The 26132-nt window shown below is 62.8% G+C and carries 22 protein-coding genes; 7 read left to right on the top strand and 15 right to left on the bottom strand.

From position 1 onward, the window contains the following. Positions 1–202 precede the first annotated feature (202 nt). Positions 203–1375, top strand: a complete 1173-nt coding sequence (locus ACWGZX_RS28960) for an acyl-CoA dehydrogenase family protein (protein WP_452626541.1) — start codon at positions 203–205, stop codon at positions 1373–1375. Beyond that, complete coding sequence (locus ACWGZX_RS28955) at positions 1372–2565, top strand: acyl-CoA dehydrogenase family protein (protein WP_452626540.1); 1194 nt, start codon at positions 1372–1374, stop codon at positions 2563–2565. The genes ACWGZX_RS28960 and ACWGZX_RS28955 overlap by 4 nt, the downstream gene beginning before the upstream one ends. 154 nt (positions 2566–2719) lie before the next feature. Here the strand turns inward: ACWGZX_RS28955 and ACWGZX_RS28950 are convergent, their stop codons facing one another. Genes ACWGZX_RS28950 through ACWGZX_RS28940 form a run of 3 tightly spaced genes read right to left on the bottom strand, consistent with a single transcriptional unit; the run spans position 2720 to position 4877 of the window. Further along, on the bottom strand, positions 2720–3355 hold the full coding sequence (locus ACWGZX_RS28950; RefSeq protein ID WP_452626539.1) for a nuclear transport factor 2 family protein: 636 nt from the start codon (positions 3353–3355) through the stop codon (positions 2720–2722). After that, a complete protein-coding gene (locus ACWGZX_RS28945) occupies positions 3355–4128 on the bottom strand; it encodes an SDR family NAD(P)-dependent oxidoreductase (protein WP_452626538.1) in 774 nt (257 codons plus the stop codon). The genes ACWGZX_RS28950 and ACWGZX_RS28945 overlap by 1 nt, the downstream gene beginning before the upstream one ends. A gap of 14 nt (positions 4129–4142) precedes the next feature. Next, positions 4143–4877 (bottom strand): SDR family NAD(P)-dependent oxidoreductase, encoded by a 735-nt coding sequence (locus ACWGZX_RS28940; protein WP_452626537.1) that lies wholly within the window; start codon positions 4875–4877, stop codon positions 4143–4145. A 274-nt stretch (positions 4878–5151) separates the two neighbouring features. Here ACWGZX_RS28940 and ACWGZX_RS28935 point away from each other — a divergent pair, with 274 nt between their 5' ends. Continuing rightward, complete coding sequence (locus ACWGZX_RS28935; protein WP_452626536.1) at positions 5152–5985, top strand: alpha/beta fold hydrolase; 834 nt, start codon at positions 5152–5154, stop codon at positions 5983–5985. A gap of 93 nt (positions 5986–6078) precedes the next feature. Here ACWGZX_RS28935 and ACWGZX_RS28930 read toward each other — a convergent pair whose 3' ends face one another. The 5 genes from ACWGZX_RS28930 to ACWGZX_RS28910 all read right to left on the bottom strand — a co-directional run bounded on the left by ACWGZX_RS28930 (position 6079) and on the right by ACWGZX_RS28910 (position 13062). Then, positions 6079–7308, bottom strand: coding sequence for an NADH:flavin oxidoreductase (locus ACWGZX_RS28930; protein WP_452626535.1), 1230 nt, complete (start codon positions 7306–7308; stop codon positions 6079–6081). A gap of 74 nt (positions 7309–7382) precedes the next feature. Then, positions 7383–9029, bottom strand: coding sequence for a DUF1302 domain-containing protein (locus tag ACWGZX_RS28925; RefSeq protein WP_452626534.1), 1647 nt, complete (start codon positions 9027–9029; stop codon positions 7383–7385). 94 nt (positions 9030–9123) lie between these two features. Continuing rightward, positions 9124–10740 carry a FadD3 family acyl-CoA ligase gene (locus ACWGZX_RS28920; RefSeq protein ID WP_452626533.1) on the bottom strand — a complete coding sequence of 539 codons (1617 nt, stop codon included), beginning with the start codon at positions 10738–10740 and terminating at the stop codon, positions 9124–9126. A gap of 31 nt (positions 10741–10771) precedes the next feature. After that, on the bottom strand, positions 10772–11794 hold the full coding sequence (locus tag ACWGZX_RS28915) for a 2Fe-2S iron-sulfur cluster-binding protein (RefSeq protein ID WP_452626532.1): 1023 nt from the start codon (positions 11792–11794) through the stop codon (positions 10772–10774). Between the two features lie 80 nt (positions 11795–11874). Beyond that, positions 11875–13062, bottom strand: a complete 1188-nt coding sequence (locus ACWGZX_RS28910; RefSeq protein ID WP_452626531.1) for an acyl-CoA dehydrogenase family protein — start codon at positions 13060–13062, stop codon at positions 11875–11877. A 234-nt stretch (positions 13063–13296) separates the two neighbouring features. On the opposite strand from ACWGZX_RS28910, the gene ACWGZX_RS28905 reads away from it, so the two are divergent. From ACWGZX_RS28905 to dmpG, 4 genes are all read left to right on the top strand, one after another. Then, the gene (locus tag ACWGZX_RS28905; RefSeq protein ID WP_452626530.1) at positions 13297–14070 is read left to right on the top strand and encodes a glucose 1-dehydrogenase; all 774 of its coding nucleotides are present in this window, start codon (positions 13297–13299) and stop codon (positions 14068–14070) included. A 74-nt stretch (positions 14071–14144) separates the two neighbouring features. Then, positions 14145–14936, top strand: a complete 792-nt coding sequence (locus ACWGZX_RS28900) for a fumarylacetoacetate hydrolase family protein (protein WP_452626529.1) — start codon at positions 14145–14147, stop codon at positions 14934–14936. Positions 14937–14967: 31 nt separating this feature from the next. Then, positions 14968–15894, top strand: coding sequence for an acetaldehyde dehydrogenase (acetylating) (locus ACWGZX_RS28895; protein ID WP_452626528.1), 927 nt, complete (start codon positions 14968–14970; stop codon positions 15892–15894). A 10-nt stretch (positions 15895–15904) separates the two neighbouring features. Continuing rightward, positions 15905–16933, top strand: coding sequence for a 4-hydroxy-2-oxovalerate aldolase (gene dmpG, locus ACWGZX_RS28890; RefSeq protein WP_452626527.1), 1029 nt, complete (start codon positions 15905–15907; stop codon positions 16931–16933). A gap of 123 nt (positions 16934–17056) precedes the next feature. Here dmpG and ACWGZX_RS28885 read toward each other — a convergent pair whose 3' ends face one another. The 7 genes from ACWGZX_RS28885 to ACWGZX_RS28855 form a co-directional block, all read right to left on the bottom strand. Continuing rightward, positions 17057–17890: an SDR family NAD(P)-dependent oxidoreductase gene (locus ACWGZX_RS28885; protein ID WP_452626526.1), complete on the bottom strand. Its 834-nt coding sequence runs from the start codon at positions 17888–17890 to the stop codon at positions 17057–17059. Positions 17891–17901: 11 nt separating this feature from the next. Further along, positions 17902–18669 carry an SDR family oxidoreductase gene (locus ACWGZX_RS28880; protein WP_452626525.1) on the bottom strand — a complete coding sequence of 256 codons (768 nt, stop codon included), beginning with the start codon at positions 18667–18669 and terminating at the stop codon, positions 17902–17904. 135 nt (positions 18670–18804) lie between these two features. Continuing rightward, entirely contained in the window at positions 18805–20040 is a 1236-nt protein-coding gene (locus ACWGZX_RS28875) for a helix-turn-helix transcriptional regulator (protein WP_452626524.1), read from the bottom strand. A gap of 147 nt (positions 20041–20187) precedes the next feature. Then, entirely contained in the window at positions 20188–22620 is a 2433-nt protein-coding gene (locus ACWGZX_RS28870) for an efflux RND transporter permease subunit (RefSeq protein WP_452626523.1), read from the bottom strand. Between the two features lie 14 nt (positions 22621–22634). Next, positions 22635–23621: a WD40/YVTN/BNR-like repeat-containing protein gene (locus ACWGZX_RS28865; protein WP_452626522.1), complete on the bottom strand. Its 987-nt coding sequence runs from the start codon at positions 23619–23621 to the stop codon at positions 22635–22637. A 334-nt stretch (positions 23622–23955) separates the two neighbouring features. Then, positions 23956–24906, bottom strand: coding sequence for a bifunctional OB-fold nucleic acid binding domain-containing protein/MaoC family dehydratase (locus ACWGZX_RS28860; protein WP_452626521.1), 951 nt, complete (start codon positions 24904–24906; stop codon positions 23956–23958). A 4-nt stretch (positions 24907–24910) separates the two neighbouring features. Then, positions 24911–26122, bottom strand: a complete 1212-nt coding sequence (locus tag ACWGZX_RS28855; protein ID WP_452626520.1) for a thiolase family protein — start codon at positions 26120–26122, stop codon at positions 24911–24913. Positions 26123–26132: the final 10 nt, after the last annotated feature.

The raw sequence follows: 26132 nt of genomic DNA, 5'->3' as shown, positions 1-26132 counted from the left end.
TTCATCGTCCGTTGAGACTAAGCACCCTGTAGGAGCCCGGCTTGCCGGCAAAGGCGATTTCACGGACGCCTTCGCCGGCAAGCCGGGCTCCTACAGGGCGAAGAACGATGACGCGCTGTCCCTAGTCCGTTTTAGTGATTCGAACACCGCTCCCACTCCCTCAGACTTTGCGCATCCATCCGCATTGCAGAGACCGCCCCCCATGGAGTTCGCTTTTACCGAAGAACACCTGATGATTCGCGACAGCGCCGAGCGTTTTCTTGCCCAGGTCAGCGACTCGCATGCCGTGCGCGCCGCCATGAACCGGCCGGACGCTCATGATCCCGAGGTCTGGCAACGGATCGGCCAGGAACTGTACTGGCCGGCGCTGATGGTGCCGGAGCGCTTTGGCGGTATGGGCCTGGGGTTTGTCGAACTGGCGATTCTGCTGGAACAAAGCGGTCGCTATCTGCTGGGTTCGCCGCTGTTCGCCACTGCGTGCCTGGCCACCCCGGCCCTGCTGCTGGGGCACAACGAGCCCATACAGGAGCACTGGCTGGGGGCGATTGCCGCAGGTGAAACCCGTGCCACCCTGGCCTTCGCCAGCGTTCCAGGGCTGGAGGCTTGCAGTGTGCAAGCCGTGGCTGCGCCGCGCTCAGGAGGCTGGACCCTTGACGGCCAATACGCACAGGTCATCGATGGCGCCTCGGCCGACCTGTTGATCGTCGCCGCTCGTGCCCCCGACACTCAGGGCGAACGGGGCATCTGCCTGTTCGTCTTGCCTGGCAATACGCCGGGCGTGGTGCGTACCTCCCTGGCAACCCTGGACCAGACCCGTCGCTTGGCACGCATTGAATTGCATCACGTGCAGGTCAGCGAGGCACAACAACTTTGCGGCCCCGAGCAAGGCTGGGCTGTGCTGCGTGACACCCTGCTGATCGCCGCCATCGGGCTTGCCGCCGAGCAGGCTGGCGGCGCGCAACAGGCCCTGGACCTGACCCTGGCCTACATTGCCGAACGCCGGCAATTCAAACGCACCATCGCCAGCTTCCAGGCGATCAAGCACCGCTGTGCCGACATGATGCTGCAAGTCGAATGCGCCCGGTCGGCGGCCTACTACGCCGCCTGTGTAGCCCAGGAACGTCTGGACTCGAAAGGCGATGCCGCCGTGGCCCAGGAGCTTGAGCAGGCCGCCGCCACGGCAAAGATTCATGCCAGCGAAGCTTTTTTTCACTGCGCCGCCGAGTCGATCCAACTGCATGGCGGCGTCGGGTTTACCTGGGAATACGATCCGCACCTGTACTTCAAACGTGCCCGCGCCGGCGAGCATCTACTGGGCAGCCCGGCGTTGCACCGCGAGCGCCTGGCTAAGCATCTATTGGGAGAACAACCATGAAAATCGGTTTCAGTCGTGCAGATGAAGTATTCCGCGAAGAAGTCGCCCAGTGGCTGGCCGAGCACCTGAGCGGCGAATTTGCACCACTGCGTTTTCGCGGCGGCCCGGGGGATGAACACAGTTTTCCTGAGGAACGCAAAGCCTGGGAGCGTCGGCTTGCCGCAGGTGCCTGGATCGGCGTCGGCTGGGCCAGGGAACACGGCGGACGAGGACTCTCCATCAGTCAGCAGGTGATCTTCCATGAGGAATATGCCCGCGCCGGTGGACCCGGGCGCATGGGTCATATCGGCGAAGGCCTGATCGGCCCGACACTCGCCGCCTTCGGTACCCCGGCCCAGCAAAAGCGTCTGTTGCCCGGCATCCTCGACGGCAGCCAATTCTGGTGCCAGGGCTATTCGGAGCCGGGGGCAGGTTCGGACCTTGCCAACGTACAGACCAGGGCGAAACTGGATGCCACGGGCGAACACTGGCTGATCAGCGGGCAGAAGGTCTGGACTTCCCTGGCTCACGAGGCCGACTGGTGTTTCGTGCTGGCGCGCACCGAGCCCGGCAGCCAGGGACATCACGGTTTGTCGTTCCTGCTGGTGCCGATGGCCCAGGACAGCATCCGCGTGCAACCGATCCAGCAACTGACCGGTACCAGTGAATTCAACGAGGTGTTCTTCGACCAGACCGTCACGAGTGCCGACAACCTGATCGGCCAACCGGGCGATGGCTGGAAGATCGCCATGGCGCTGCTGGGGTTTGAACGCGGCGTATCCACACTGGGTCAGCAGATGCAGTTTCACAACGAACTCGACGAAGTCATCCGCATCGCCCGCGCCAACGGCGCCGCTCGCGACCCACTGCTGCGCCAGCGCATCGCCCAGGCCTGGAGCGGGCTCAAGGTGTTGCGCTACAACTCTCTGCGCATGCTCTCGGGCCCGCAAGACGGCAGCCTCGGTCGCGAAGCGATGATCTACAAACTGGCCTGGTCCACTTGGCACAGCGACCTGGGCAAACTGGCCATGGACGTGCTGGGCGATGCCGGGGAAATCCTCGACGCCGCGCCCTACCAGCTCAGCCGCCTGCAGTCGCTGTTCCTGTTCACCCGCTCCGACACCATCTATGGCGGCAGCAATGAAATTCAGCGCAACGTGATTGCCGAGCGGGCACTGGGCATGCCGCGTGAACCACGGGTCACCCAATAAACGGGCGCGCTGCAGCAGATACACCGGGATGCCTGGGCTTCCTGCAGGAGCCAGGCTTGCCGGCGAAGAATGATGACGCGGTGTGACAACCGCGCCGCAGCGTCTGGTTCAGATTGATCGCTCCCACGATTCCGCCGTGGGAACGATCAGCACTTCAGCGCACGCGAATCTTCGGGTCATCCGCCCCACGGCGCAGCGTTTTGAGAAAGCCTTCCAGCGGTGCCGGCTCGGCGATCTGCGGCAAGGCGTCCTTGTCCAGGCGTTGCGCCCAGAATGCATCCCAGGACGGAAACAGCTCGTGGAAGGAGCCGGCGTACGGTTCGCGCCCTGGCCAGCGTATTTTCAAACCGCCGATCGGTGGTTTGTTCAGGTCGGTCGCGTACCAATAGCACGGCAAGCGGCGACGGAAGCACCAGCGCCCGTCGATTCGCTCATAGTCGTCCCAGTACAGCATCTGCATGATTACCCACTCGGGACCGGTCTCATGTTCGTTCTTCGAATAGACCACGCCGGTGGCGTGATCGGCATCGCTGAACTCGATGATGTGTTGCCCCAGGTGATGGGAGGTGCCGTGAAACTGCTTGCGCATGGTTTCGTCCAGCCACACTTTGAGGTGTGCGCGACCGGTCTTGTCGCGGCCCACGCGCACGTCCGGGGCAAAGCAGTTGGCCATGGCATCCATGTCACGCATATCCAGCGCCAGGGCGTACTTGCCGGCCAGTTGGCGGATCGCGTCCAGCGACTCCAGTCGGTCAATGCGCGCAAGCAATGCGCTCGGGTCCTGGCTCATCAGTCGAGCACCGTGTACAGGTCCGAACCCCGTCCGCCGTCCACCGCCAGGCTGGCGCCGGTGACATACGAAGCCTCGTCGCTGGCCAGAAACAAAATGGCGTTGGCCAGTTCAACCGGCAGGCCGACCCGTTTCATCGGGATGACTTTTTCAGTGTTGGTACGGGTCTTGGCGTCGCCCAGCATACCGGCTGTAGCCGGAGTGTCGACCACGCCGGGGATGATCACGTTGCAGCGGATGTTGTGCGGTGCTCCTTCGCTGGCCGCCGCCCGGCTGAAGTTGATCACCGCCGCCTTGGCCGCCGAGTAACCGGCCATCCAGGCTGTGCCGAACAGGCCGCAGATCGAAGCGATATTGACGATCGATCCACCGCCCTGCTCTTTCATCAACTGCATCGCGGTACGGGTGCCCCAAAAGGTACCGTCCACCGTAGTAGCGAAATTGGCGTGCCAGTCTGCGGTGGTCATCGTGTCGATACCGCCCCAGGTGTAGGCCATCGCGTTGTTGACCAGAATGTCCAGACGTCCGTGGCGTTGTGCAGTCGCTTGAAGCGCGCCGACGTAGGCCTGTTCATCGCTGACATCGGCCACGGCGATCTCGGCCTGCCCACCTTGGGTCCGGATTTTTTCCTGCACGCCTTGCAGCGGCTCAATGCGTCGGCCACACAGCACCACCGTGGCGCCCTCTTCGGCGAATCGCAGCGCGGTGGCTTCGCCGATGCCGGAACCGGCGCCGGTGACGAAGGCGATTTTTCCTTGTAAACGCTTGCTCATAGGTGTCTCCCTGATCAGATAAAGGCCATGCCACCGTTGACGGCGATGTTCTGCCCAGTCATGAAACTGGCGTCTTCGCTGGCCAGAAACACCGCGACCCTGGCGATCTCGTCGGTCTCGCACATACGGCCCAGGGGCACGTTTTTCAGCAGCGTTTGCATGTAGTCATCAGGGATGCCGGCCATCATCGGGGTGTTGGTCGGCCCCGGCACCAGGGTGTTGACACGTATGCCGCTGGCCGCCAGTTCACGGGCAATCGAACGGGTCAGGCCCATCACCCCGGCTTTCGAGGCGCAGTAGTGGCTTGGGCCGTCGCCGGTCAGCGCGGCGGTGCTGGAGAGGTTGATGATCGCGCCCTTGCGGCCACCCTTGACCATTAGCCTGGCGCCTTCACGGCAGCACAGGAAGGTGCCACCCAAGTTCACCCCGATGACCCGCGCCCAGCTCTCGTCCGGGGTGTCGAGGAAACTGTCCAGCGCGCCCACACCGGCGTTGTTGACCAGGATGTCGAGGCCGCCGAAGTGCTGCTCGGCCTGCCCCATGGCATCGGCCACGGAGGCACCATCACCGACGTTACAGGCGAGGGCCAGTACCTTGTCACCCAAATCTGCCAGGCTCTCGGCCAGGGCCGCCTGATTCAGGTCGACAGCCACCACCTTGGCGCCTTCGGCGACAAAACCACGCACGATGGCCTGGCCCATGCCCTGCGCGGCGCCGGTCACAAAGGCCACTTTATTGAGTAACTTCATAGCAATCTCCGAATGTGCAAATACGCTGCGGCCCGCTGCCCTTGCAGTGGAGCCGTCCCGTGCATGATTAGCGGTAAGCGTCTGGGCACACATCGTCCGATGGGACTATCGCCGCGTGGTCTGAACGGACGATGTGGATAACCCGGTCAGAGCCCAGCATTCGCAAGGCGCGCACCACGCCAGTCGCTGCGTTTCCCTTCAAGTCGCTGCATTCAATCTACTGCAGCGCCTGGCGCGGCTGTGCTTCATGAATCCGCAGACAATGGAGAACCCCATGAATCAACCCGTAGACTTGCCCCTGCCCGTCGGCCATTACGCGACCCTGCCAAACGGCCTGCGTCTGCACTATCTGGATGAGGGCGCAGGCCCCGTGGTGCTGTGGCTGCACGGCAGCGGGCCGGGCGCCAGTGGCTTCAGCAACTTCAAGGGCAACTACCCGCAATTCGTCGCCGCGGGCTATCGCAACATCGTGCTTGACCTCCCGGGTTTCGGCCGCTCGGACAAACCCGAGGACGTCCAGTACAACCTCGATTTCTTCGTCGACTGCGTGGCGGCGTTCCTGGAGTGCATCGGTGTGCGGCGTTGCACGCTGCTGGGTAATTCGTTGGGCGGCGCGATCGCCCTGGGCCTGGCCCTGCGTCTGCCGCAACTGCCACAGAGCCTGATCCTGCTGGCTCCGGGCGGTGTCGAGGAACGGGAAACCTACTTCAAAATGGAAGGCATCGTGCGCATGGTCAGCCTGTTCAGCACTGGCTCCATCGGTATGGAGGAGATGCGTAGCATGATGAGCCTGCAGTTGTTCGATGCTTCGATCCTGCCGGAAAGCCTGCTGCAGGAACGCGTGGCGGTGGCGGTGACCCAGCCCAGGAATTTGTTCAGCACGATGATGGTGCAGAACATGGAAGCGCGTCTGGGTGAGATCCAGTGCCCGATCCTGGGCTTCTGGGGTACCAACGATCACTTCAACCCGATCAGTGGCGCCCAGCGCATCATCGACGGCGCGCCCAATGCCCGGTTCATCGTGCTCAACCGTTGCGGGCATTGGGTCCAGGTGGAACACCGCGAACTGTTCAACCGCAACTGCATCGACTTCCTGCAACACGGTTGATCCGGGCGACGCGGTGTACCTGCTGCACCGCGTTATCGTTCTTCGCCGGCAAGCCTGGCTCCTACACAGGAACCAGGCGCTGCGGTGTATCTGTCACCCCGCCGCCGGCTGGCGGTTCAATTCGGCGTCGCCGGGCTGGCCCAGTACGCAAGAGGTGCCACCGGGGGTGTACATCATTGCCACGCAACGGTTACAGGCAGTGCAGATCGAGTCGCGACTGGCGCCACTGGCGAGTTTGTTGACGTAGTCATTTTCAGCCAGCAACACCCGCCCCATCGCGACCAGGTCAAAGCCCTCGGCCATGATCTGTTCGATACTCGCCAGGCTCTTGGCGCCGCCCAGATAAGCCAGCGGCATCTTTACCGCCGCCCGCACCTTGCGCGCATGTTCCAGCAGATACAGCTCACGGAATTCCACGGTCGGCTCTTTGCGACGCTGGATAGCCATCGCCAGGGCGATGATCTTGTTCTTCTGCTGCACGCGGTTTTCCTTGGGGAAGGAAGAGCCGAACATGGTGGTGATCGATTCGGCGTTCATCCCGGCGCTGAGCACCAGCAGATGCGCGCCCTCTTCTTCCAGCATGCGGGCAATCTGTGCCCCGTCTTCGGCGCTGTTACCGGCGCGCACGCCTTCGGTGATGCTGTACTTGCAGATCACCGCCATTTCCGTGCCGACCGCATCGAGCACCGCGCGCAGTACCCGGCGCGGAAAACGCAGGCGGTTTTCCAGGCTGCCGCCATACTGGTCGCGACGCTTGTTGTACATCGGCGAAATGAACTGGCTTAGCAAGTAGCCGTGGCCCATATGGATTTCCACGGCATCGAAACCCGCCTGGCGCGCCAGGCGCGCGCCTTGGGCGAAATCGCGCACTACTTGCTGCATGTCGGCTTCGTTCATCGCCTGCTTGAGGAACATGCCGCTCATCAGGCCGATCTTGTTGAAGCCGCCGCTGGCCGACAGCGGACGCTTGGTCGAGCGCTCGCGAATAAAGGTAAAGCAGCCGCCGTGGGTGATCTGCGCGCTGGCCAGGCCACCGGACTGGTGCACGGCATCGGTCAGGGCTTTGAAATGCGGCACGCTGGATTGGGTGAGGGTCAATTGGTTGGGCAACGTGCGGCCATCGCTGCTCACAGCGCAATAGGCCACGGTGGTCAGGGCAGTGCCGCCCGCGACCAGAGCCGAGTGCAGCTTGACCAGCTGTTTGGAAGGCACACCCCCAGCACTCATGCCCTCGTTGGTGGCGGCCTTGATAAAGCGGTTTTTCAGGGTCAGTGGGCCAATCGCAATAGCGCTGAACGCTGACGGGGTTGGACGAGGATTCATGACAGGCCTCTCTTTATTGTTATCAGGCTACAAACAAAGGACTGCGTCGCCACATCGCGACACAGCGATGATCATCAGAAGGTGTATTTGGCGTTGAATGACAGGTAATCGCGGTCAGCCAGCAAGCGACCCTGGGCGACATCCGGCGAGCTCAAGTAGGCGATATAAGTCATGCCGACCTGGAGGTTCCCCAGGTACTTGAAGTCGCCACCCACGGTCAGGCGCTTCTCGTCGCGGCCCAAGCCCTGATAGGCGCTGCCGTCGACATTCTGCGTCCACACCACCTTGGTGCTCAGGTCCAGGCCGTTGGCGATGGACGGGTAATCCATGTAGGCGCCAATGCCCAGCAGGGTTGAGCCACGGGTCTGGGTCTTCGACTCGAACTTGTCGAAGGTGCCATCCACGCCGGCCCCGCCGCCGGTAATCGTCAGGCTGTCCACCCCGTCGATGTGTTGATGCACCACTTCGCCCATGAAGGTGGTCTGCTGGGCGAGCAGGCTTGGGCCCAGGATGTACATGGCGTTGAGGTTGCCTTGCCAGATCTGCCCGGTGGTCGGTGCGCCGTTGTTCAGGTAGACCGAGGAGCCATCGCGGTAGCTCAGGTCACCGGCGTACTGCACCGAGTCGCCGACCTTGGAGCTGAAGCTGATCCCAGTCAGCTTGACGTCTTCGAAATAACCCAGGCGATAGGTCGGCGCAGTTCCGTCATGACCAATGCCCTTGAGCGACGAGTATTGGGTGGTGCCAGTAAAGTCGAAGAACAATGAGCCGATGCGCTCGTTATAGCGGTAATGGAACAGCCCCACTTCGGTGTTCTCGGTGATTCGGTAGCGCACGCCCAGACCCCATTGGCCGCTGTCGCTGGCGTCTTTTTCACCGGCATAACCAACCGCCAGGCCATTGGGCAGGCTGTCGACTACCCCGCTGCCCAGACGAAAGAACTCGGCACCGGGACCGAAGGTATCGCTGCCGAAGTAATCGCCCACAGGGTTGAGCTGTGTCTTTTCCCACTCGTACTGGTAATAGCCCACCAGCGCCAGGTTTTCATTCAGCGACCACGACCCGGACACCTGCCCTACTGGCAGGTACGAGTCCTTGGCCTCGGTACCCGGAACGTTGAACTTGGTCGCGTCCACCGGAGCCTGGCCCTGGCTGATGTTAGGCCAGAACAGACTCTCGCCCCAGGCCACTAGATGCCGGCCGGCCTTGAGCGACAGGTACTGGGTCTCGCCGACATCGAAGTTGCCATACACATAGGCATCGAGCAGTCGCGCCATGCTGCCACTGAGCCTGCGGGTTTCGTCGCTGAAGCCATCGCTGTGTCCGGTCTTGTTCACCGTCTGCGGCGAGTCGTTGGCGTTTTTCTGGTTGTAGACATCGTCGTAGAACTGACTGCCGCGCAGCACCGCACCGAGGTTGTCGTGCCTGAGCTGCAACTCGCCGAACAGGCTCAGGCGGTTGTTGATCAACGAGCCGCGCTTGAAGTTGCGCGTGCCGTCGTCGTTGTTCGGGTCGTTGAGGTATTGACTGGCCTGCTTGGCCGTACGCATGGATGCGGTGTAGTTGACCGTCAGTGACGAATCCAGGGTGGTGTCTTCCCCCAGTTCGAGGGTCGGCGCAGCGCTGGCCGTCGCACTGACGAAGGTAATGGCCGTTGCCAACAGGCAGCGACCATCGATCGGGCTCCCCGGACGGCGCGTAACCAGGTTTCGAGTGAACATGCTCCTCTCCTTTTTGTTGTTGTTTGCTGGTGTCGCCGCAGCATGAAAAAAAACGTTCCCCTGCACATCGTCCGTTTGGTGAGATGGCTGCGCGTCATGCCTGAACGCTGTTGGCCACCACCGCGCGCAATTCGTTCTTCGCCACCTTGCTCGACGGATTCAATGGCAAGGCGTTGAAGAAGCGCACCTGGCGCGGCACTTTGTAATTGGCCATTTGCTCTCGGCTCCAGGCGATCAGTTGCGCCTCGTCGAGTTCTCTACCTTCGCGCAGGACCACGCAGGCACACCCGACCTCGCCCATGCGCTCATCGGCGATGCCGACCACCGCCACCTGGGCAATGGCCGGGTGCCTGATCAGCGCTGCTTCGATTTCCGCCGGGTAACAGTTGAAACCGCCGACGATGAACATGTCTTTCAGGCGGTCGGTGATGATCAGGTTGCCTGCCTCGTCCAGGCGCCCGACATCGCCGGTGTGCAGCCAGCCTTCGGCGTCGATGGCTTCGCGGGTCGCTTCGGGGTTCTGGAAATAGCCCTGCATGATGTGAAAGCCACGCAGGCAGATCTCACCGGTTTGCTCTGGGTCCAGTGCCTGGTTTTGCGGATCGCGGATGCTCACTTCGGTGCCGGCAATCGGCCGCCCGCTGGTGCCGGCGATCACCTGCGCCGAATCTTGTGGGTCACAGATCGTCGCCAGTCCGCCGCATTCGGTCAGGCCGTAGGCGGTGGTCACCACGGCAAACCCCAACTCGTTGCGCATGCGCTCGATCAGGCTCGGCGGGATACTCGCCGAACCGGTCACCGCGATGCGCAGGCTCGACAGGTCGGTCTGCTTAAGCCGAGGATGTGCAAGCAGCGACAGGTACAGCGTCGGCGCACCGGGCAAGACGCTGATGCGCTCACGGGCTATGCGCTGGAACACTTGTTCTGCGTCGAACACCGCATGGGGCAGGATGGTCGCGCCGCCGATCAGGCAAGTCAGCCAGCCAGCCTTGTAGCCAAAGGCATGAAAGAACGGGTTTACGATCAGGTAACGGTCGCCCGGCACCAGGCCGATGACCTTGACGTATTCGGTGAAGGCTCGCAGGTTCTGCCCATGGCCGCTCATCACGCCCTTGGGTTTGCCGGTGGTGCCAGAGGTGAACAGCAGGTCGCACATCGACTCGGGGTCGACCGCCAATGCACGGCGCCTGGCGCTGTCGGCATCGATGGTCGCCGCGCCACTCAGGAACTGTGCAAGCGTCTGGTCCGCAGCCGACCGGGGCGTGTCGCCATCGAGTATCACCAGATGCCGGAGGCTGGCCGGTCGATGGGGAGCGAGCAGTGCCGGGTAATCGACATCGAGAAATCGCTGCTGGACAAACAACAGCCGGCAGCCGCTGCGTTCTAGCACATCAGCGGCCTCAAGGCCCTTCATACGAGTGTTGATCGGTACCAGCACCGCACCGGCACACTGTATGCCCAGCGCTGCGAGGATCCAGTCACCACTGTTCGGCGCCCAGATACCGACCCGGTCACCGGCCTGGATCCCCAGGGCCATCAAGCCCCGGGCAAAAGCCATGACGCGCTCGGGCAGATCGGTGTAGTCGATGCACTGGCCGTCTTCCTCGATGGCCGTGCGCCCGGCAAAACGTTCGGCACTGCTAAAGACCAACTGGGCAAGGGTCACAGGGGCTGCGCTCAGGGGCGCAACAAAGTTCAGGCTCTGATTCATCGTGGGCTCGGGCTTGGCATCATTGAGGGTTTCATTCTGGAAAGCGGATACGCAGTTGCGCGCTGGTGGGCACCGCCTGACAGGCAAGAATCCAGCCTTCGGCAAGGTCGCCCGCATCCAGTGCATCGTTGTGCAGCAGCTCGACGTCGCCACTTTCCAGCGTGCACATGCACGAGGCGCAGCCACCGACACGGCAGGCGCTGGGTGGGTTGAGGCCGGCACGTTCCATGGCGGCCAGCACGGTCTCGCCGCTGTCGCAGGCCAGGTGGTGGTCCTCGCCATCCAGGCGCACTGCCAACTGCGCGGCCACTGCCGCTTCGCTGCTGGTCACCAACGGCAGTTCGCCTTCGCCGGGCAACGAGACGAAACGCTCGACATGCACTCGGCGATCCGGCATGCCCAGACTCTTGAGCGCGCTGACACTCGCGTCCATGAATGGGCCCGGACCACAAATGAATGCCTGGGCATCGATAAACGGCCGCGCCAGTTCGGCCAGCTGTCCGACGCTCGGGATGCCCTGCACCGAATCGAGCCAATGGACGATTTGCAGGCGTTGCGGATGAGCGCTTGCCAGGTGTCTGAGTTCATCCTTGAAAATAACCGAGGACTCATCGCGGTTGGCATAGATCAACAGGACCCGGCCTGTTCCGGCGAGCAACGCCGAACGCAGGATCGACAGCACCGGGGTCACGCCACTGCCGCCGCCGAACAGCAGCAAGTCGCCGTCAAGGCTGCGCGGCACAAACACCCCGGCCGGTGGCAGCACCTCCAGGGTCTGGCCGGCTTGCAATTCGCCGCACAGCCAGTTCGAGGCGCGTCCCTCATGCACGCGTTTGATCGTTACCCGCAACGGCTCATCCAGCAACGGTGTGCTGGACAATGAATAACAACGGGGCAGCCAGCCGTCCTCGAAAGGCACTCGCAAGGTCAGGAACTGGCCGGGTTGATAGCGAAAACGTTCGCCCAGATGCTCCGGCACGTCGAACACCAGGGAGCGCGCATCGGCGGTTTCCTCGATCACTCGCGCCACGCGCAGGGCAAAATAATTGTTCATAGGTCAGATACTCATGACCACCTGCCCGTGAATCACCGGCAGGTGTAAACCCAAGGAGTCGATAAACGGACGCCATGGCCTCAGACGTAAGGGTCCGGGTTGGGCAGGCCCAGCATCACTGCGCCGTAGCTGCGGCCGTAGGCCATGTAGTTGTTGGCGATGTGCCCGCGTGCCTGGTGCAGATCGCGGAACAGCCGCGCCACCGGGTTGGTGTTGTACAAGCCCGAGGCGGCCATGCTGCGCAGCAGGTCGTTGACCCTTTCGGCGCAGATGTTGGTCACGTACGCCGACTGGTAGCGATACAACAGGCGGGTCTCGGTGTCCGGGTATTCGCCGGCACGGGCCAGGCTCATCAGATGCTCGTAGTTGCGCTCCAGCACCAGACGCAGGCTGTCGACTGTGATCATCGCTTCGGCAATCGCGGTTTGCGCCACCGGATCGTCAGCGGTACGGGCGCCGTGCTTGCCGATGTGTTTGGCGGCGTTATCGCGGAACTCGTTGATCGCACCTTGCAGGGCGCCGATGGCCGAGGTCGAGACCGCGCGCGAGAACACTTGGGCGAAGGGGATCGCGTAGATCGGGTTGGTGTTGACCAGGCGCCCTGGCGTCGCTTCGAGGGTCCAGTTATTGGTGCGTTGCACGCGATGGGCCGGGACAAATACATCCTCGACCACGATGTCATGGCTACCGGTGCCGCGCAGACCCATCACGTCCCAGTTACGTTCGATCTGATAGTCGCGGCGCGGCAGCAGGAAGGTGCCGTGCTCGGTGGCCAGTTCGCCATCGGCTGGCAGGATGCCGCCCAGGAACACCCATTGGCAGTGCTCGCTGCCGCTGGAGAAACCCCAGCGCCCGCTGATGCGGTAACCGCCCTCGACCACCGTGACCTTGGCCGCCGGCATATAGGTCGAGCAGATCAGCGAGTCATGATCATCGGCCCAGACTTCGCGCTGCGCTTCGATCGGGTAACGCGCCAGTTGCCAAGGGTGAACCCCCATCACGCCGTAGATCCAGGCCGTGGACATGCAACCCTCGGCGAGGATGGTCTGGATTTCGAAGAAGGTCCGCGGGTCGACTTCGTAGCCACCGAACGCCCTTGGCTGCAAAGCTCGCAGCAAACCGGCGGACTGCAACTCGGCAACGCTTTCCTGCGGCACCTTCAAGTCCTTGTCGGCCTGTGCCGTGCGTGCCTTGAGTGCGGGCACCAGGCGCCGTGCACGTTCAAGCAGATCACGTTCGTCCTGGGTCTTTTCACGCATGCTTTGCATCACTCAATTCTCCCGATCTCACTGCGCCAATGCGCAAGTTGAGATGGATCATCGGATCGAGCGAGCAATCATTCATCGTCAAAGCGGACTAGGGGTTCTGTAGGAGCCGGCTTGCCGGCGAAGAACGATGATGCGGTATCACAGCTACATCGCTAGTCCATTGAGACGATGCTGACGACGGCCGTTGCAGCGATATTAAATCCATCGACAATCGACCCCACGGAGCAAGGGCCCATGAGTATTTTGCAGCGTTTCCAGATGCACGGCAGCGTCGCCATCGTCACCGGCAGCGGCCGGGGAATCGGTCGGGCGATCGCCTTGGCGTATGCCGAAGCCGGCGCCGATGTGGTGTGCTCGGCACGTTCGCTGGACGAGGTTCAGGCAGTGGCCGAAGAAGTTCGCGGCCTGGGCCGGCGCGCCCTGGCGTTCGCTTGTGACGTCAACGACGCCGAGCAACGTCACGCGCTGGTGCGCCAGAGCATCGAGCAAATGGGCCGGATCACTCATCTGGTCAACAACGTCGGCGGCGGCGGTCCCAACGACCCGCTGGCGATGACGCCCGAGCAGTTCGCCCAGGTGCTGACCTTCAACGTCGCCACCAGCTACGCCTTCTGCCAGTTGTGTGTGCCGCTGATGCGCGAGGCCGGTGGCGGCAACATCATCAATATCAGCTCGGTGGCGGCGCGCTATGCCCAGCGCCATTTCAGCGCCTATGGCTCCGCCAAGGCCGCCCTCAGCCATCTGACCCGCTTGCTGGCCCAGGACTTCGCGCCGCAGATCCGGGTCAACGCCGTTGCCCCCGGCCCGACCCTGACCGAAGCGCTGAACGGCGTGATGCCCACCGCCATGCGCGAGGTCATGGAAGCCAACACCCCGCTCAAACGTCTGGGCACCCCGCAAGACATCGCCGCCGCCGCGCTGTACCTGGCCAGCCCCGCTTCGGCCTGGGTGACCGGCAAGATCATCGATGTCGATGGCGGCGCCGACTCGTCGGTCTGGCCCGGCTGACCGACTCCTTTGGGCCCGCCCTCGATGACTTGGGGGTGGGCCTTTTTTTCTCCCACCCATCTGGAGCCCTCGCCATGGACGCCCATTTGATCAACGCCCTCGGTGACGAACTGTTCAACGCCTTGCGCAGCCGCCAGACCCTGGCGCCCCTGACCCGCCGTTATCCGCAGATCACCCTGGAACAGGCCTACCGGATTTCCCTGCACTTCCTGCAACGCCGCGAAGCCCTCGGCGAGCAGGTGATTGGCAAGAAAATCGGGGTCACCAGCCACGCCGTGCAGGAAATGCTCGATGTCCATCAACCGGACTTCGGTTTCCTCACCGATGCCATGCAGGTCGAGGATGGCAGCGATGTCAGCTTGGCCCGCTATCACCTGATCCAGCCACGGGCCGAAGGCGAAATCGCCTTTATCCTCGGCGAAGACTTGCAAGGCCCGGGCATCAGCGCCGAGGACGTGCTGGCCGCCAGCCAATGGGTGGTGCCGTGCTTCGAGATCGTCGATTCGCGGATCGACGACTGGCAGATCCGTATCCAGGACACCGTGGCCGACAACGCTTCCTGTGGTGTGTTCGCCCTCGGCACCCAGCGTATCGACCCGCGCTCACTGGACCTGGCCGCCGTGCACATGCAACTGCTGAAAAACGGCCAGCCGGCAGGCTCTGGCCTGGGTTCGGCGGTGCAAGGTCATCCTTGCGCGGCAGTGGCCTGGCTGGCCAATACCCTGGGCGAGCTGGGCATCCCGTTCCGCCGTGGCGAAATCATTCTTTCCGGTGCCCTGGCGCCGCTGGTTCCAGTGGTCGCCGGCGACCGCATCAGCCTGTCCATGAGCGGGTTAGGCGAAACCAGCCTGCGCTTTGTCCCTTGATCGTCCTTCCTTCTTCAGGAGCCAAAAAAACATGAGCAAAAAGATCAAATGCGCGCTGATCGGGCCGGGCAACATCGGCACCGACCTGCTGTACAAACTGATGCGCAGCGAGGTGCTGGAACCGGTATGGATGGTCGGTATCGACGCCACCTCCGAAGGCCTGTCGCGGGCTCGCGAGCTCGGCCTGAAGACCACCGCCGATGGCGTCGACGGCCTGCTGCCCCATGTCCTCGAAGACCAGATCCAGATCGCCTTCGACGCTACCTCGGCTTATGTACACGCGCAGAACTCACGCAAGCTCAACGCCCTGGGTGTGTTGATGATCGACCTGACCCCGGCGGCCATCGGCCCGTATTGCGTGCCACCGGTCAACCTCAAGGCGCAACTGGGCCTCGGCGTGATGAACGTCAACATGGTCACCTGCGGCGGCCAGGCCACCATTCCGCTGGTGGCGGCGGTGTCCAGCGTGCAGCCGGTGGAATACGCCGAAATCATCGCCACCGCGGCGTCGAAATCGGTCGGCCCCGGCACCCGGAAAAATATCGACGAGTTCACCCGCACCACCTCCAGCGCGGTGGAAAAAGTCGGCGGCGCGAAGAAAGGCAAGGCGATCATCATCATCAACCCCGCCGAGCCACCGCTGATCATGCGCGACACCGTGCATTGCCTGACCGCCAGCGAACCCGACCAGCCGGCAATCACCGCAGCCATCGAGGCGATGATCAAGCAAGTGCAGCGCTACGTGCCCGGCTACAAGTTGGTCAACGGCCCGGTGTTCGACGGCAATCGGGTGTCGATATTCATGGAAGTCGAAGGCCTGGGCGACTACCTGCCCAAGTACGCCGGCAACCTCGACATCATGACCGCCGCCGCCGCGCGCACCGCCGAGATGTTCGCCGAGGAAATCCTCAAGGGCGAACTGGTGCTGCAAGCCACCGCCCAAACCGCCCACGCATAAGGAGCCGACCATGGATCTTCGCGGAAAGAGCATCACCGTTCACGACATGTGCCTGCGCGACGGCATGCACCCCAAGCGTCACCAGATCAGTCTGCAACAGATGAAAGACATCGCCTGCGGACTCGACGCGGCCGGCGTGCCGCTGATCGAAGTCACCCACGGCGACGGCCTCGGCGGTAGCTCGGTGAACTATGGCTTCCCGGCCCACACCGACGAGGAGTACCTGTCGGCGGTGATCCCGCTGATGAAAAAGGCCAAGGTTTCTGCCCTGTTGCTGCCGGGCATCGGCACCGTCGATCACCTGAAAATGGCCCACGAACTGGGGGTCAACACCATTCGCGTCGCCACCCATTGCACCGAGGCCGACGTCAGCGAACAGCACATTTCCCACGCCCGCGGCCTGGGCATGGACACCGTCGGTTTCCTGATGATGGCCCACATGAATAGCCCCGAAGGTCTGGTCAAGCAAGGTTTGCTGATGGAAAGCTACGGCGCCAACTGCATCTACCTGACCGACTCGGCGGGCTACCTGCTGCCCCACGACGTCAGTTCCCGTGTGGCGGCGATGCGCGCGGCCCTCAAGCCAGAGACCGAGATCGGTTTTCATGGCCACCACAATCTGTCGATGGGCGTGTCCAACTCCATCGCCGCGATTGCCGCCGGAGCTAACCGTATCGACGCCGCCTGCGCGGGCCTTGGTGCTGGAGCTGGCAACACACCGATGGAAGTGCTGGTGGCGGTGTGTGACCGCATGGGTATCGACACAGGTGTCAGCGTGTTCGGCATCCAGGATGTGGCCGAAGACCTTGTCGTGCCGATCATGGACTTCCCGATCCGCAGCGACCGCGATGCCCTGACCATGGGCTATGCCGGGGTCTATGGCTCGTTCCTGTTGTTCGCCAAGCGCGCCGAGAAGAAATACGGCGTGTCGGCCCGGGAGATCCTCGTTGAAATGGGCCGTCGCGGCATGGTCGGCGGCCAGGAAGACATGATCGAAGACACCGCGATGACCCTCGCCCGTCAGCGGCGGCAGGCGTAAAGACCGCACTATCCCTGTGGGAGCGAGCCTGCTCGCGATGGCGATAGACCAGTCAACATTGTTGGCGACTGGTCTACCGCTATCGCGAGCAGGCTCGCTCCCACAGGGGTCAATGGATAGGTTTTAACGCCAATCGGCGACGATGCCGTGCTCCAACGCAAACGGCTGTGCGGCGATGGTCCGGCGTTGAAACCCCGGCGCCTGTTCGGCGGTGGCCAGCCACAGCATCACGGCCGCCGGTACATGGGGTGGAGCGCTGCCGGCGCGCAGGGCGATCAGGCCTTTGTCGCCGATGGTGGCCTTGAGCGCTTCGGTGGTGACTACGCCCGGATTGAGGGTATAGGCGCGCACACCGGCCTCACCCAATTCCGTGCTCAGCACCCCGGACAGTCGCGACACCGCCGCCTTGCCCGCGCCATAGGCATAACCCCAGCCACCCTTGCCCGCAGCTACCGGTGGGTCGCTTTCGCCGGCGCCGGAGGTGACGTTGATCACCACCCCGCCGCCGCGCGTCACCATGTGTTCGGTCACCGCCCGGGTCAGCAGGAACGGGGTAAGGATGTAGCCCTGGAACATCCGCTCCAGAGTCTGCACCTGCAGGTCCATGAACCCGGCGTTGAGGTCGCTGCCCTGGTAGATCGCGTTGTTGATCAGCACGTCGATGCGCCCGTATTCGGCCAGTACCGCCTGACAGGCGTTCAGGGCCGAAGCGCTGTCGAGCAGGTCCATCGGCACCACGAGCACCCGGCAACCGAGCTCGCGCAACGCCTGAGCAGTGCCGTTGAGACTGCCGGCCAGCGGCGCCCCGGCGGCGTCGCGCAGAGCATGTTCATGTTGTTCGCCCTCATTGAGGGTGCGGGCGCTGATCGCCAGGTCGAAACCGGCGCGGGCAAACGCCAGCGCCGCCTCGCGGCCGATACCCCGGCTGGCGCCGGTGATGAATGCCACTTTGTTCATGGAAGTTCCTTTTAGAAGCGCGAGGCGCGGACCATTGCGTCCATGCCGCCATCGACGAACAGCACGCTGCCATGGATAAACGATGCCTGCGGCGATTGCAGGAATGCGACCACTGCGGCGATTTCCGCAGGTTGCCCGGAGCGGCCCAGTGGCGCAACGAATTCGCGGGTCGACTTGCCGAAGCGTGCATCGTCCAGTGAGGCCTGGTGCAACGGGGTTTCTACCGCGCCCGGCGCCACCACGTTCACCCGCATGCCCTGCTTGCCCCACCCCACAGCCAGGCTGCGGACGTGGTGGCTGATGGCGTATTTGGAAGCGGCATAGGCGACGTGCGGCTGGCCAAGGCTGTTGGACAGTTCCAGCGCCCGGGCCTCATCACCGGCGATCATCGCTTCGATCATCGGCTGACCCTCGGGCCCCGAATGAGTCGCCGCCACCGAGCCGATCACCAGCGCCGCCGGTTGTTGGCCCTTGGTCAACGCTCCTTGCAGGCCGTCGAGCAACTGACTGACGCCGAAGTAATTGACCGCCAGAATCAGGCCGCAGTCTGGCGCGGTGACACCGACCCCGGCGCAACAGATCAGCCCATCGAGGACCCCGCCGCTGAGTTCAAGCACTTGTCCGATGGCGGCGTCACGTCCCTGGGCAGTGGACAGGTCGGCGATGACTTCAGCGTTGCTGCGATCGATACCGATGACCTGGTGCCCGGCGGCGCGCATGACGGCGGATACGGCGGCACCGATTCCCGAGGCACTCCCGGTGATGGCTGTAATAGGCATTGTGGTTCTCCGTGATAGGTTCGCCCAGTATCGACAGGGCGATCACGGGACGGCATCGTCCGTGCGGACTAAAAATGTGCTGCGTCAATGATTGCGACGCCGGGCAGCGGATGGCCCGGCGGTGGGTCTGCAGGATCAGGCCTGACGATAGATCGGCACGGCCAGTTGCAGTGGCGGTACCTTGATTTTCTCTGCCGATTTCAACGCCAGTTGCGGCTTGCCCAAGGCCACCACGCTGTTGAGCATGATGCGCACCAGTTCGGTCTGGCGTCGCACACCGGTCTTGGAGAAGATCGAGCGCAAGTGCGCCCGCGCGGTGTTACGCCGGATATTCAGAACCTCGGCAGCTTCCTCCAGCGACAGGCCGTTGGCCAGTTCCATGGCCAGGGCGGTTTCGGCCTTGGTCAGGTTGAACAGCTGCTTGGTCACCACTTCGCTGGCCAGGGACTTGCTCGACGCATCGCGGATGTACACCAGCGCCGCCGGCTGGCCCTTCTCCTCGGCCCAGTCCAGGGACGGAATCGATTCGACCACCACGCCAAGGTTGACCAGCCCCGAGGGCCGCGTCACCGACATGGCCTCGGCGCTTTTCGGTGCATCCGGGCAGAACGCGCCGCGAATCAGGCGTTGCAGCTCACGGTTATCACTGGGATACGTCGCCTCGAGGCGCCCGCCCACCAGTTTCAGGCCATCGGAACGGGCGAGGATTTCCTGGGCCACCGGATTGATCTGCAACACGCTGCCGCTCTCGTCAAGCACCAGAGTCGCCACCGATAACCGGCTGATGGCCTGGGAGTACAGCTCGCTCAGCGATTCGCTGCGGTCCAGCAGGTTATGCAACTGCGAGGCACGCCGCAGGTGTGGCAGGAAACTGGCGCACACCGCCCGGTCGTGGGCAGAAAAGTTGGGGGCCCGTTTGGGGCGGGTGATGCGAAAGCGCAGTTTGCCACCGTCCGGGGTGGAAATGTCGGCGCACATCACGTGATAGACATCATTGGGACCGCAGAACGCCTTGAAGTAGGCGCAGTGTTCCCATTCAGTGGAGCTCATGATGTCATCGACGGTGAACACACTGTCCAGCGGCTGGTTGGAGAAAGGCGAATTGGTTTGCGGGTAAGTCATGTAGCAGACATCACCGGCACCTTCGATGTCGCCGACAATGATCATCACGCCCGTATCGGGTTGATCTGGCACCCTCAGGATCAAGGTGACGTAGTTGGCATCGTAGAGCTTGAGAAAGCTTCTGAGGGCGTGGGCCATCAGTTTCGGATCGAGGGCGCCTTCGTAGATTTCGCCCACCAACTGGTTGTAGCGCGTGAGGTCGAGGCCAAGGCTGGCCAGGGCTTCATGGGTCAAAACACCATTTTGCATAGACTTATCTCGCTCGGGTAAGGACTGCGCCCTTCCCTTGTTATTTTTATAGTTTCGGCTGGGGGAACCCATCGCTCCCCCCTCTCGACTGCTACTTTCCTGCCAGTTTCCCTAGCGCCTGCGGACTCCACAATAGGCCCGACAGGTTTATTTTTCGCTACCGGGATCACGCGCCGCCGGGCTGTTTTTCAGGCGGAACTGCCCTTGTGCTGGCGCCGGCTGGCGCACCCGATCGGCGACCAACGGTCGACCGCGATTGAACCAGGCTGCCAACGCCGGGAGGAGGAAAATCGCCCCCAGCACGTTGACCAGGAACATGAACGACAGCAATACACCCATGTCAGCCTGAAACTTCAGCGGTGCGAACGCCCAGGTGCAGACGCCAATGGACATGGTTACGGCCGTGAACACCGCGGCCGTACCGCGTTGGCACATGGCCTGGTAGAACGCCTCGCGCAGATTGGATCCGCGCAGCATTTCGTGCTGAATACGTTCATACAGGTAAATGCCGTAGTCGACGCCCACCCCTACCCCCAGCGCCATCACCGGCAAGGTGGCGACCTTCAGGCCGATCCCGAGCATGGTCATCAGTGCGTTGCACAGAATTGCGACAATCGCCAGCGGCACCAGAATGCACAGCACCGCGCGGATCGACAAGAAGGTCAGCCAGCAAAACAATGCCACCGATCCGAATAGCGCCCCGAGCATGATCACTTCGGCGCGCTTGACCGCCTCGTTGGAGGCCGCCATCACCCCCACGTTGCCACCGGCCAGGAGGAATTCGACTTGCGGTGAGCTGACTTCCGCAATGATCCGCCGGGCTTCAGCAATTGCATGGCTGACGGTGCTGCCTTCGTGGTCGGCAAGGAACACCAGGATCTGCATTTGCTGGCAGCCGTCGGTGACCAGGCCGTCATCCGGCATATAGGCCCGCGCGCCCTGGCTCAGGCCACGAGGTGATCCAGGAATCGCCGCCCATCGGGGATTGCCTTCGTTGTTGCCAGCGATCACCCGCTTGCCCATGTCCGCCACGCTCTGAATCGACTGCACACCCGAGACCGTGCGCATGCGGAAATCGAAGGCTTCCACCGCGCGCATCACCGCAGGCGACAGACAACCTTCTTCGACACCCTTGACCTGGACGAACACCGACATCACATCCAGCCCGATGGAGTAGCTGCTGATGATCTTGGCGTTGTCCTGGTTGTAGCGCGAATCGGCCCGCAGCTCCGGCGCACCCGCGCCAATATCACCCACGGCCAGGTCGCGAGCCTTGTAGGCCCCGGCCAATAGCAGCAACAGGCTGATGGCAAACACCCCCAGGGCCGGCCCCGGTTCGGCAAGCGCCGACAAGCGCCACCACAGGCGGTGCTTGCCCGCGGGTCTGGATTGAGCCTGACGCAATAACCCAGGTTCCAGCTGCAGGTAGGAAATGATGACCGGCAACATCAATTTGTTGGTGATGATCATCAACATCACGCCGATGCACGCGGTCACCCCCAGTTCGTGGACGATGGGAATGTCGATCAGCATGATCACCGCGAACCCCAGGGCGTTCATCAGCAAGGCAAGGGAACCGGGGATGAAGATCTTGCAGAACGCCGAGCGCGCCGCCTCCTTCGAAGTGCTTCCGGCCAGGACGTCTTGCTTCCAGGCGTTGGTCATCTGCACCGCATGGGATACGCCAATGGAGAAGATCAGGAACGGCACCAGGATCGACATCGGATCGATGCCCAGGCCCAGCAGCGGCAACAGCCCCAGCAACCAGACCACCGGCAACAACGCGACCACCAGCGCCACCACTGTCAGGCGCAGGGATCGGGAATAAAGCCACAGCAGCAGCCCGGTGATGACGAAGGCCACAACAAAGAAGCCGATCACCGTGTTCAACCCTTCGACCACATCACCTACCAGTTTGGCGAAGCCAACGATATTGATGTCGATATCGGGACTGTTGTACTTGCCGCGAATCTCTTCCAGCCGATTGGCGATGTCGACATAGGACACCGGCTGGCCGGTTTTCGGGTCGGTGTCCTGGAGGTCGGCGCGGACCATGGCCGACTTCAGGTCGTTGGCCACCAGGCGACCGACCTGCCCGGAGGCTGCCGTGTTGCTGCGCACCTGCGCCAGGTCCTCGGGGGCGCCGCTAAAGCGCGGTGGCACCACCACATCGCCAAAGAAACCTTCCTCGGTAATTTCGATGTAGCGCACGTTGGCGGTAAACAGCGACGTCACGCTGGGACGGCTGACTCCAGAGATGAAAAATACGTCGTCGGTGACTTTACGCAGGGTTTCGAGGTACTCGGCGTTATAGATATCACCCTCGCCTTTCCAGCGTACGCTGACCAGGAAGCGGTTGGCGCCGGTGAAGTAGCGGCTGAACTTGAGAAAATTGATCATGTAGTCATGACGCACGGGGATCTGTTTGTTGAACCCCGGATCCAGTTGCGTGTGGGTGGCGCTGTAACCCAGGCCCAGCGTCACCAGAACAAACAGCAACAGCAGTCCCTTGCGCCAGGCCATCAAGTGGTCCGCACACGTTTCGACGCAGCGCGTCACCCAGTGTTTACCTTGATTCATTGCCTGCCTCTCATTTACTGGGTGGCCTGTGTGGCCATTAAGGCAGCGACGCTGCCACCTAAACCCTGCAATACCCCGCGCTCGCCACCCACCAGCAGACGCGGGCCAACCATCGTCGCCGAGGTCAATGTACCGAGCCCTGCCAGGCGTCCGACGCCGACCAACGCGCCCTGTGCATCCAGACGCACCACCGAGCTGCCGGCACCGACGATCACCAGCCCCGAGTGATCGGGCAGCAATACATGACCATACAAAGGCAGTTGGTTACCCACGTTGATCCGTGTCCAGCTGTCACCGAAGTCATGACTGACGAAAACATTCCCGCGCATGCCGTAGGTCACCCAGTTATCCGCGCTCAGGCGCACGATGCCGAACAGCGAGCCGCTGTAGAACGCCGGCAAGGTTTCCCAGTGCTGGCCGGCATCGACCGTACGCAATACCAGGCCCTGCTCGCCCACGAGCATGCGGCGGCCATCGTTGCCGCCGGCCATGCTGTTCAGGTGTGCGTTGTCGATGTCCAGGGTCTGCGGAGTCCAGGTCTGACCGGCATCCAGGGATTGATAGAACTTACCGAAGCTGCCGAAAGCCAAGACGCTGTCGCCACCACCGGCCCAGATCCCCAGCAGCGGTTCGCCCAGATCGCTGTCGTGGCGCATTTCCTGCCAACTGCTGCCTGAGTCCTCGGAACGCAGGATCCAGCCGTCATGCCCGACCGCCAGCAAACGCCTGTCGTCCAGCGCCACCACGGCAGTCAGGGTGGCGTTACGTTGCGTGCCGACTGCGGCTGGCTGCCAGCTGACGCCCTGATCATCACTGAGCAGGATGCTGCCCCGCTCGCCCACGGCTATCACCCGTGAGCCAAGATTGAGCAGGCCGTTGATCTGCACTCGATCCGGACGGGTGGCCAACAGTTCCACTTGCGGTGGGGACTTTGGGGAAAAGGTGTAGCCAATGGTCAGGGCGACCACCAGGCAAACCGCGTAGCCGATCAGCGAGCGCATGAGTAGCGCTCCTGTTCGGGGTACACGTGCATAGGGCAAGTCATAGGGCCGATCCTCTTGTTTTTGTCACGCACCAAGGCATGCGAGGCAAACGAGATGGGCGCTGCCTCTGAGGGAATAGTCGGCGCAAGGCTTGGGGGGCACATCGTCCAAATGGCTTATGTAATGGCGTGAATGGCACGGGGCGGGTTGTTGTGTACGGCGCAGGCGATTGTGGGAGCGAGCCTGCTCGCGATGAGGCCATGCCAGTCGCCATCCAGGCCGACTGGTCTACCGCTTTCGCGAGCAGGCTCGCTCCCACAGGACCTCACCCGTTCAGTGGTTTGGGTGGCGATCAGGCGATGTACAGGATCACCAGGTCGTTGATCACCGACGGCCGGTCCTGGCCCACCACGTGGGTGGTGAGTTCCAGGGTCAACTGGGTGCCACGGGCCGACAGGTCGACTTTTTTCACCCGCGCCCGCGAATGGATGCGCGAGCCGGCCGGGACCGGCGCCGGGAAGCGCAGGCGATCGGAGCCGTAGTTGATCTGAGTGGTGAAACCGCTGATTTCGAAGCCCAATGCCAGTTTCATCCGCGACTGCAGCACCTGCACCAGCGCACCATGGGCAATGGTGCCGCCGAACGGACTTTGCAGGCGCGCCTTCTCCGGATCGGTATGAATCCAGTAATCGTCACCCGACAACCGGGCAAAGTCGTCGATCAGTGCCTGGTCGACCACCACCACGTTGCTCCAGTCGCTGTACTGCTCGCTGACCAGAGCCTGCAAGGCAGGCCCATCGTTGAGGTCGATCTGCCGCGCGGGCGGTTGCTCCGATGCCGCTGGCGCCGGTTCGCTGTCCTGCGCGGGCAGCGGCTCAAGGCCCGCCGCATCCTTGTCCACCCCGGTGAAGCGCAGCAGGCGGGTGCCCTTGGCGTCGACTTCGGCGAACACCGGCTGCAAGGACATGCCGATCTCGATTTCGTTTTCCTCAAGGCCGACCAGGTTGGTGTTGATGCGCACCCCTTCGGCCAGTTCGACCACCGCCAGTTTCTGCGGCATCTCATCCATGAAGTCGGGCAAGGTCGCGATGCGCGTCACGGTGTAGCTGTACAGCGTCGCGGCGCCGTCGACTTCGCGCCAGGCCAGGTCGTGTTCCAGGCACACCGGGCAATGCCGGCGCGGGTAGAAGTTCCAGTGCGCACAGGCGTTGCATTGCTGGATCAACAGGCGGCGAGCCTTCAGGCCCTCCCAGAAGGGCGCGGAGATCTGCGTCGCGACCGGCATCGGTTTGTTGTTGGACATGTGCTTATGCTCCCTGAAGTATCAATGCGCCCTGCTCACTCATCACGCCGCCGGTGCCGGAGACGTAGACGCTGTCGCAGCGGCCCAGTTGGCGTTCACCGGCGGTGCCGGCGATTTGCGTCACCGCTTCGATCACCTGGCTCATGCCACCGGCCGAGGCCGACTGGCCGAAGCTCAGTTGCCCGCCATGGGTGTTCATCGGGAAATCGCCACGCCAGGTCAGGTCGTGTTCACGCACGAACGCCATGCCCTCGCCCTTGCCGCAGAAACCGGCATCTTCCAGGGTCAACAAGGTGGTGATGGTGTAACAGTCGTAGATCTGCGCGGCATCGACGTCTTTGGGCTTGAGTCCGGCCATGGCAAAGGCCCGCTTGGAGGCCGGACCGATAGGCGTGTGCAGCATGTCCTCGGCATAGGACGGCGACTTGAATGCCAGGTGTTCGCCAAACCCGGTAATGAACGCCGGACGCTTGCGGGACCGCGCCGCCACTTCCTTGTTGGTGATGATCAACGCGGCGCCACCGGCCACCGGCATGACGATTTCCAGGACATGCAACGGGTCGGCGACCATTTTGCTCGCCAGCACTTGTTCGATGGTCAATGGTTGGCCATAGAACATCGCTTGCGGGTTGGCCAGGGCGTTGGTGCGCTGGTCGACGGCGATTTTGGCCATCGCTCGCTGATCATAGTCGTACTGTGCGGCATAACGCTGCGCGATCATGGCGTAGCCGGTGTTCTGGCCCATGTGCCCGTAAGGCAGGTCGAACTCGGCTTCGGGCGCGCCGAATGCCGTGCTGTGCCCGCCAAAGCGCATGGACCGGGCCATCCAGCCAGGATCCTCGTCGGGGCCCAACGGCGCCATGCGTGCGGGGATGACGCAAAGCACTGCCTGGCACAACCCCAGTTCGATGGCGGCGGCGGCGCGCCACACCATGCCCACCGACGTACAGCCGCCCAGGTCCACCACTTCGGCAAAGTTCAGCCGCAAGCCCAGGTACTCGGCGGCCATCGCCGGTACGAACACCGAAGCTTCATGAAAATGCGGGCCGTTGATCACCAACCCGTCGAGGTCCGAGGCTTTGAGCCCGGCATCGCGCAGCGCCTGGGCCGCCAGGTCGGCGACTTGCTCCAGGTGAAACATCTTGGGTGCGGTCGAATACTTCTCCGGTTTGTATTGTGCGCTGCCAACAATGGCTGCATGCCCTTTGAGTCCCATAGTGCCTCCA

The sequence above is a fragment of the Pseudomonas sp. CLCA07 genome (assembly GCF_053615335.1).
This window is presented reverse-complemented; position numbering and strand designations above follow the sequence as displayed.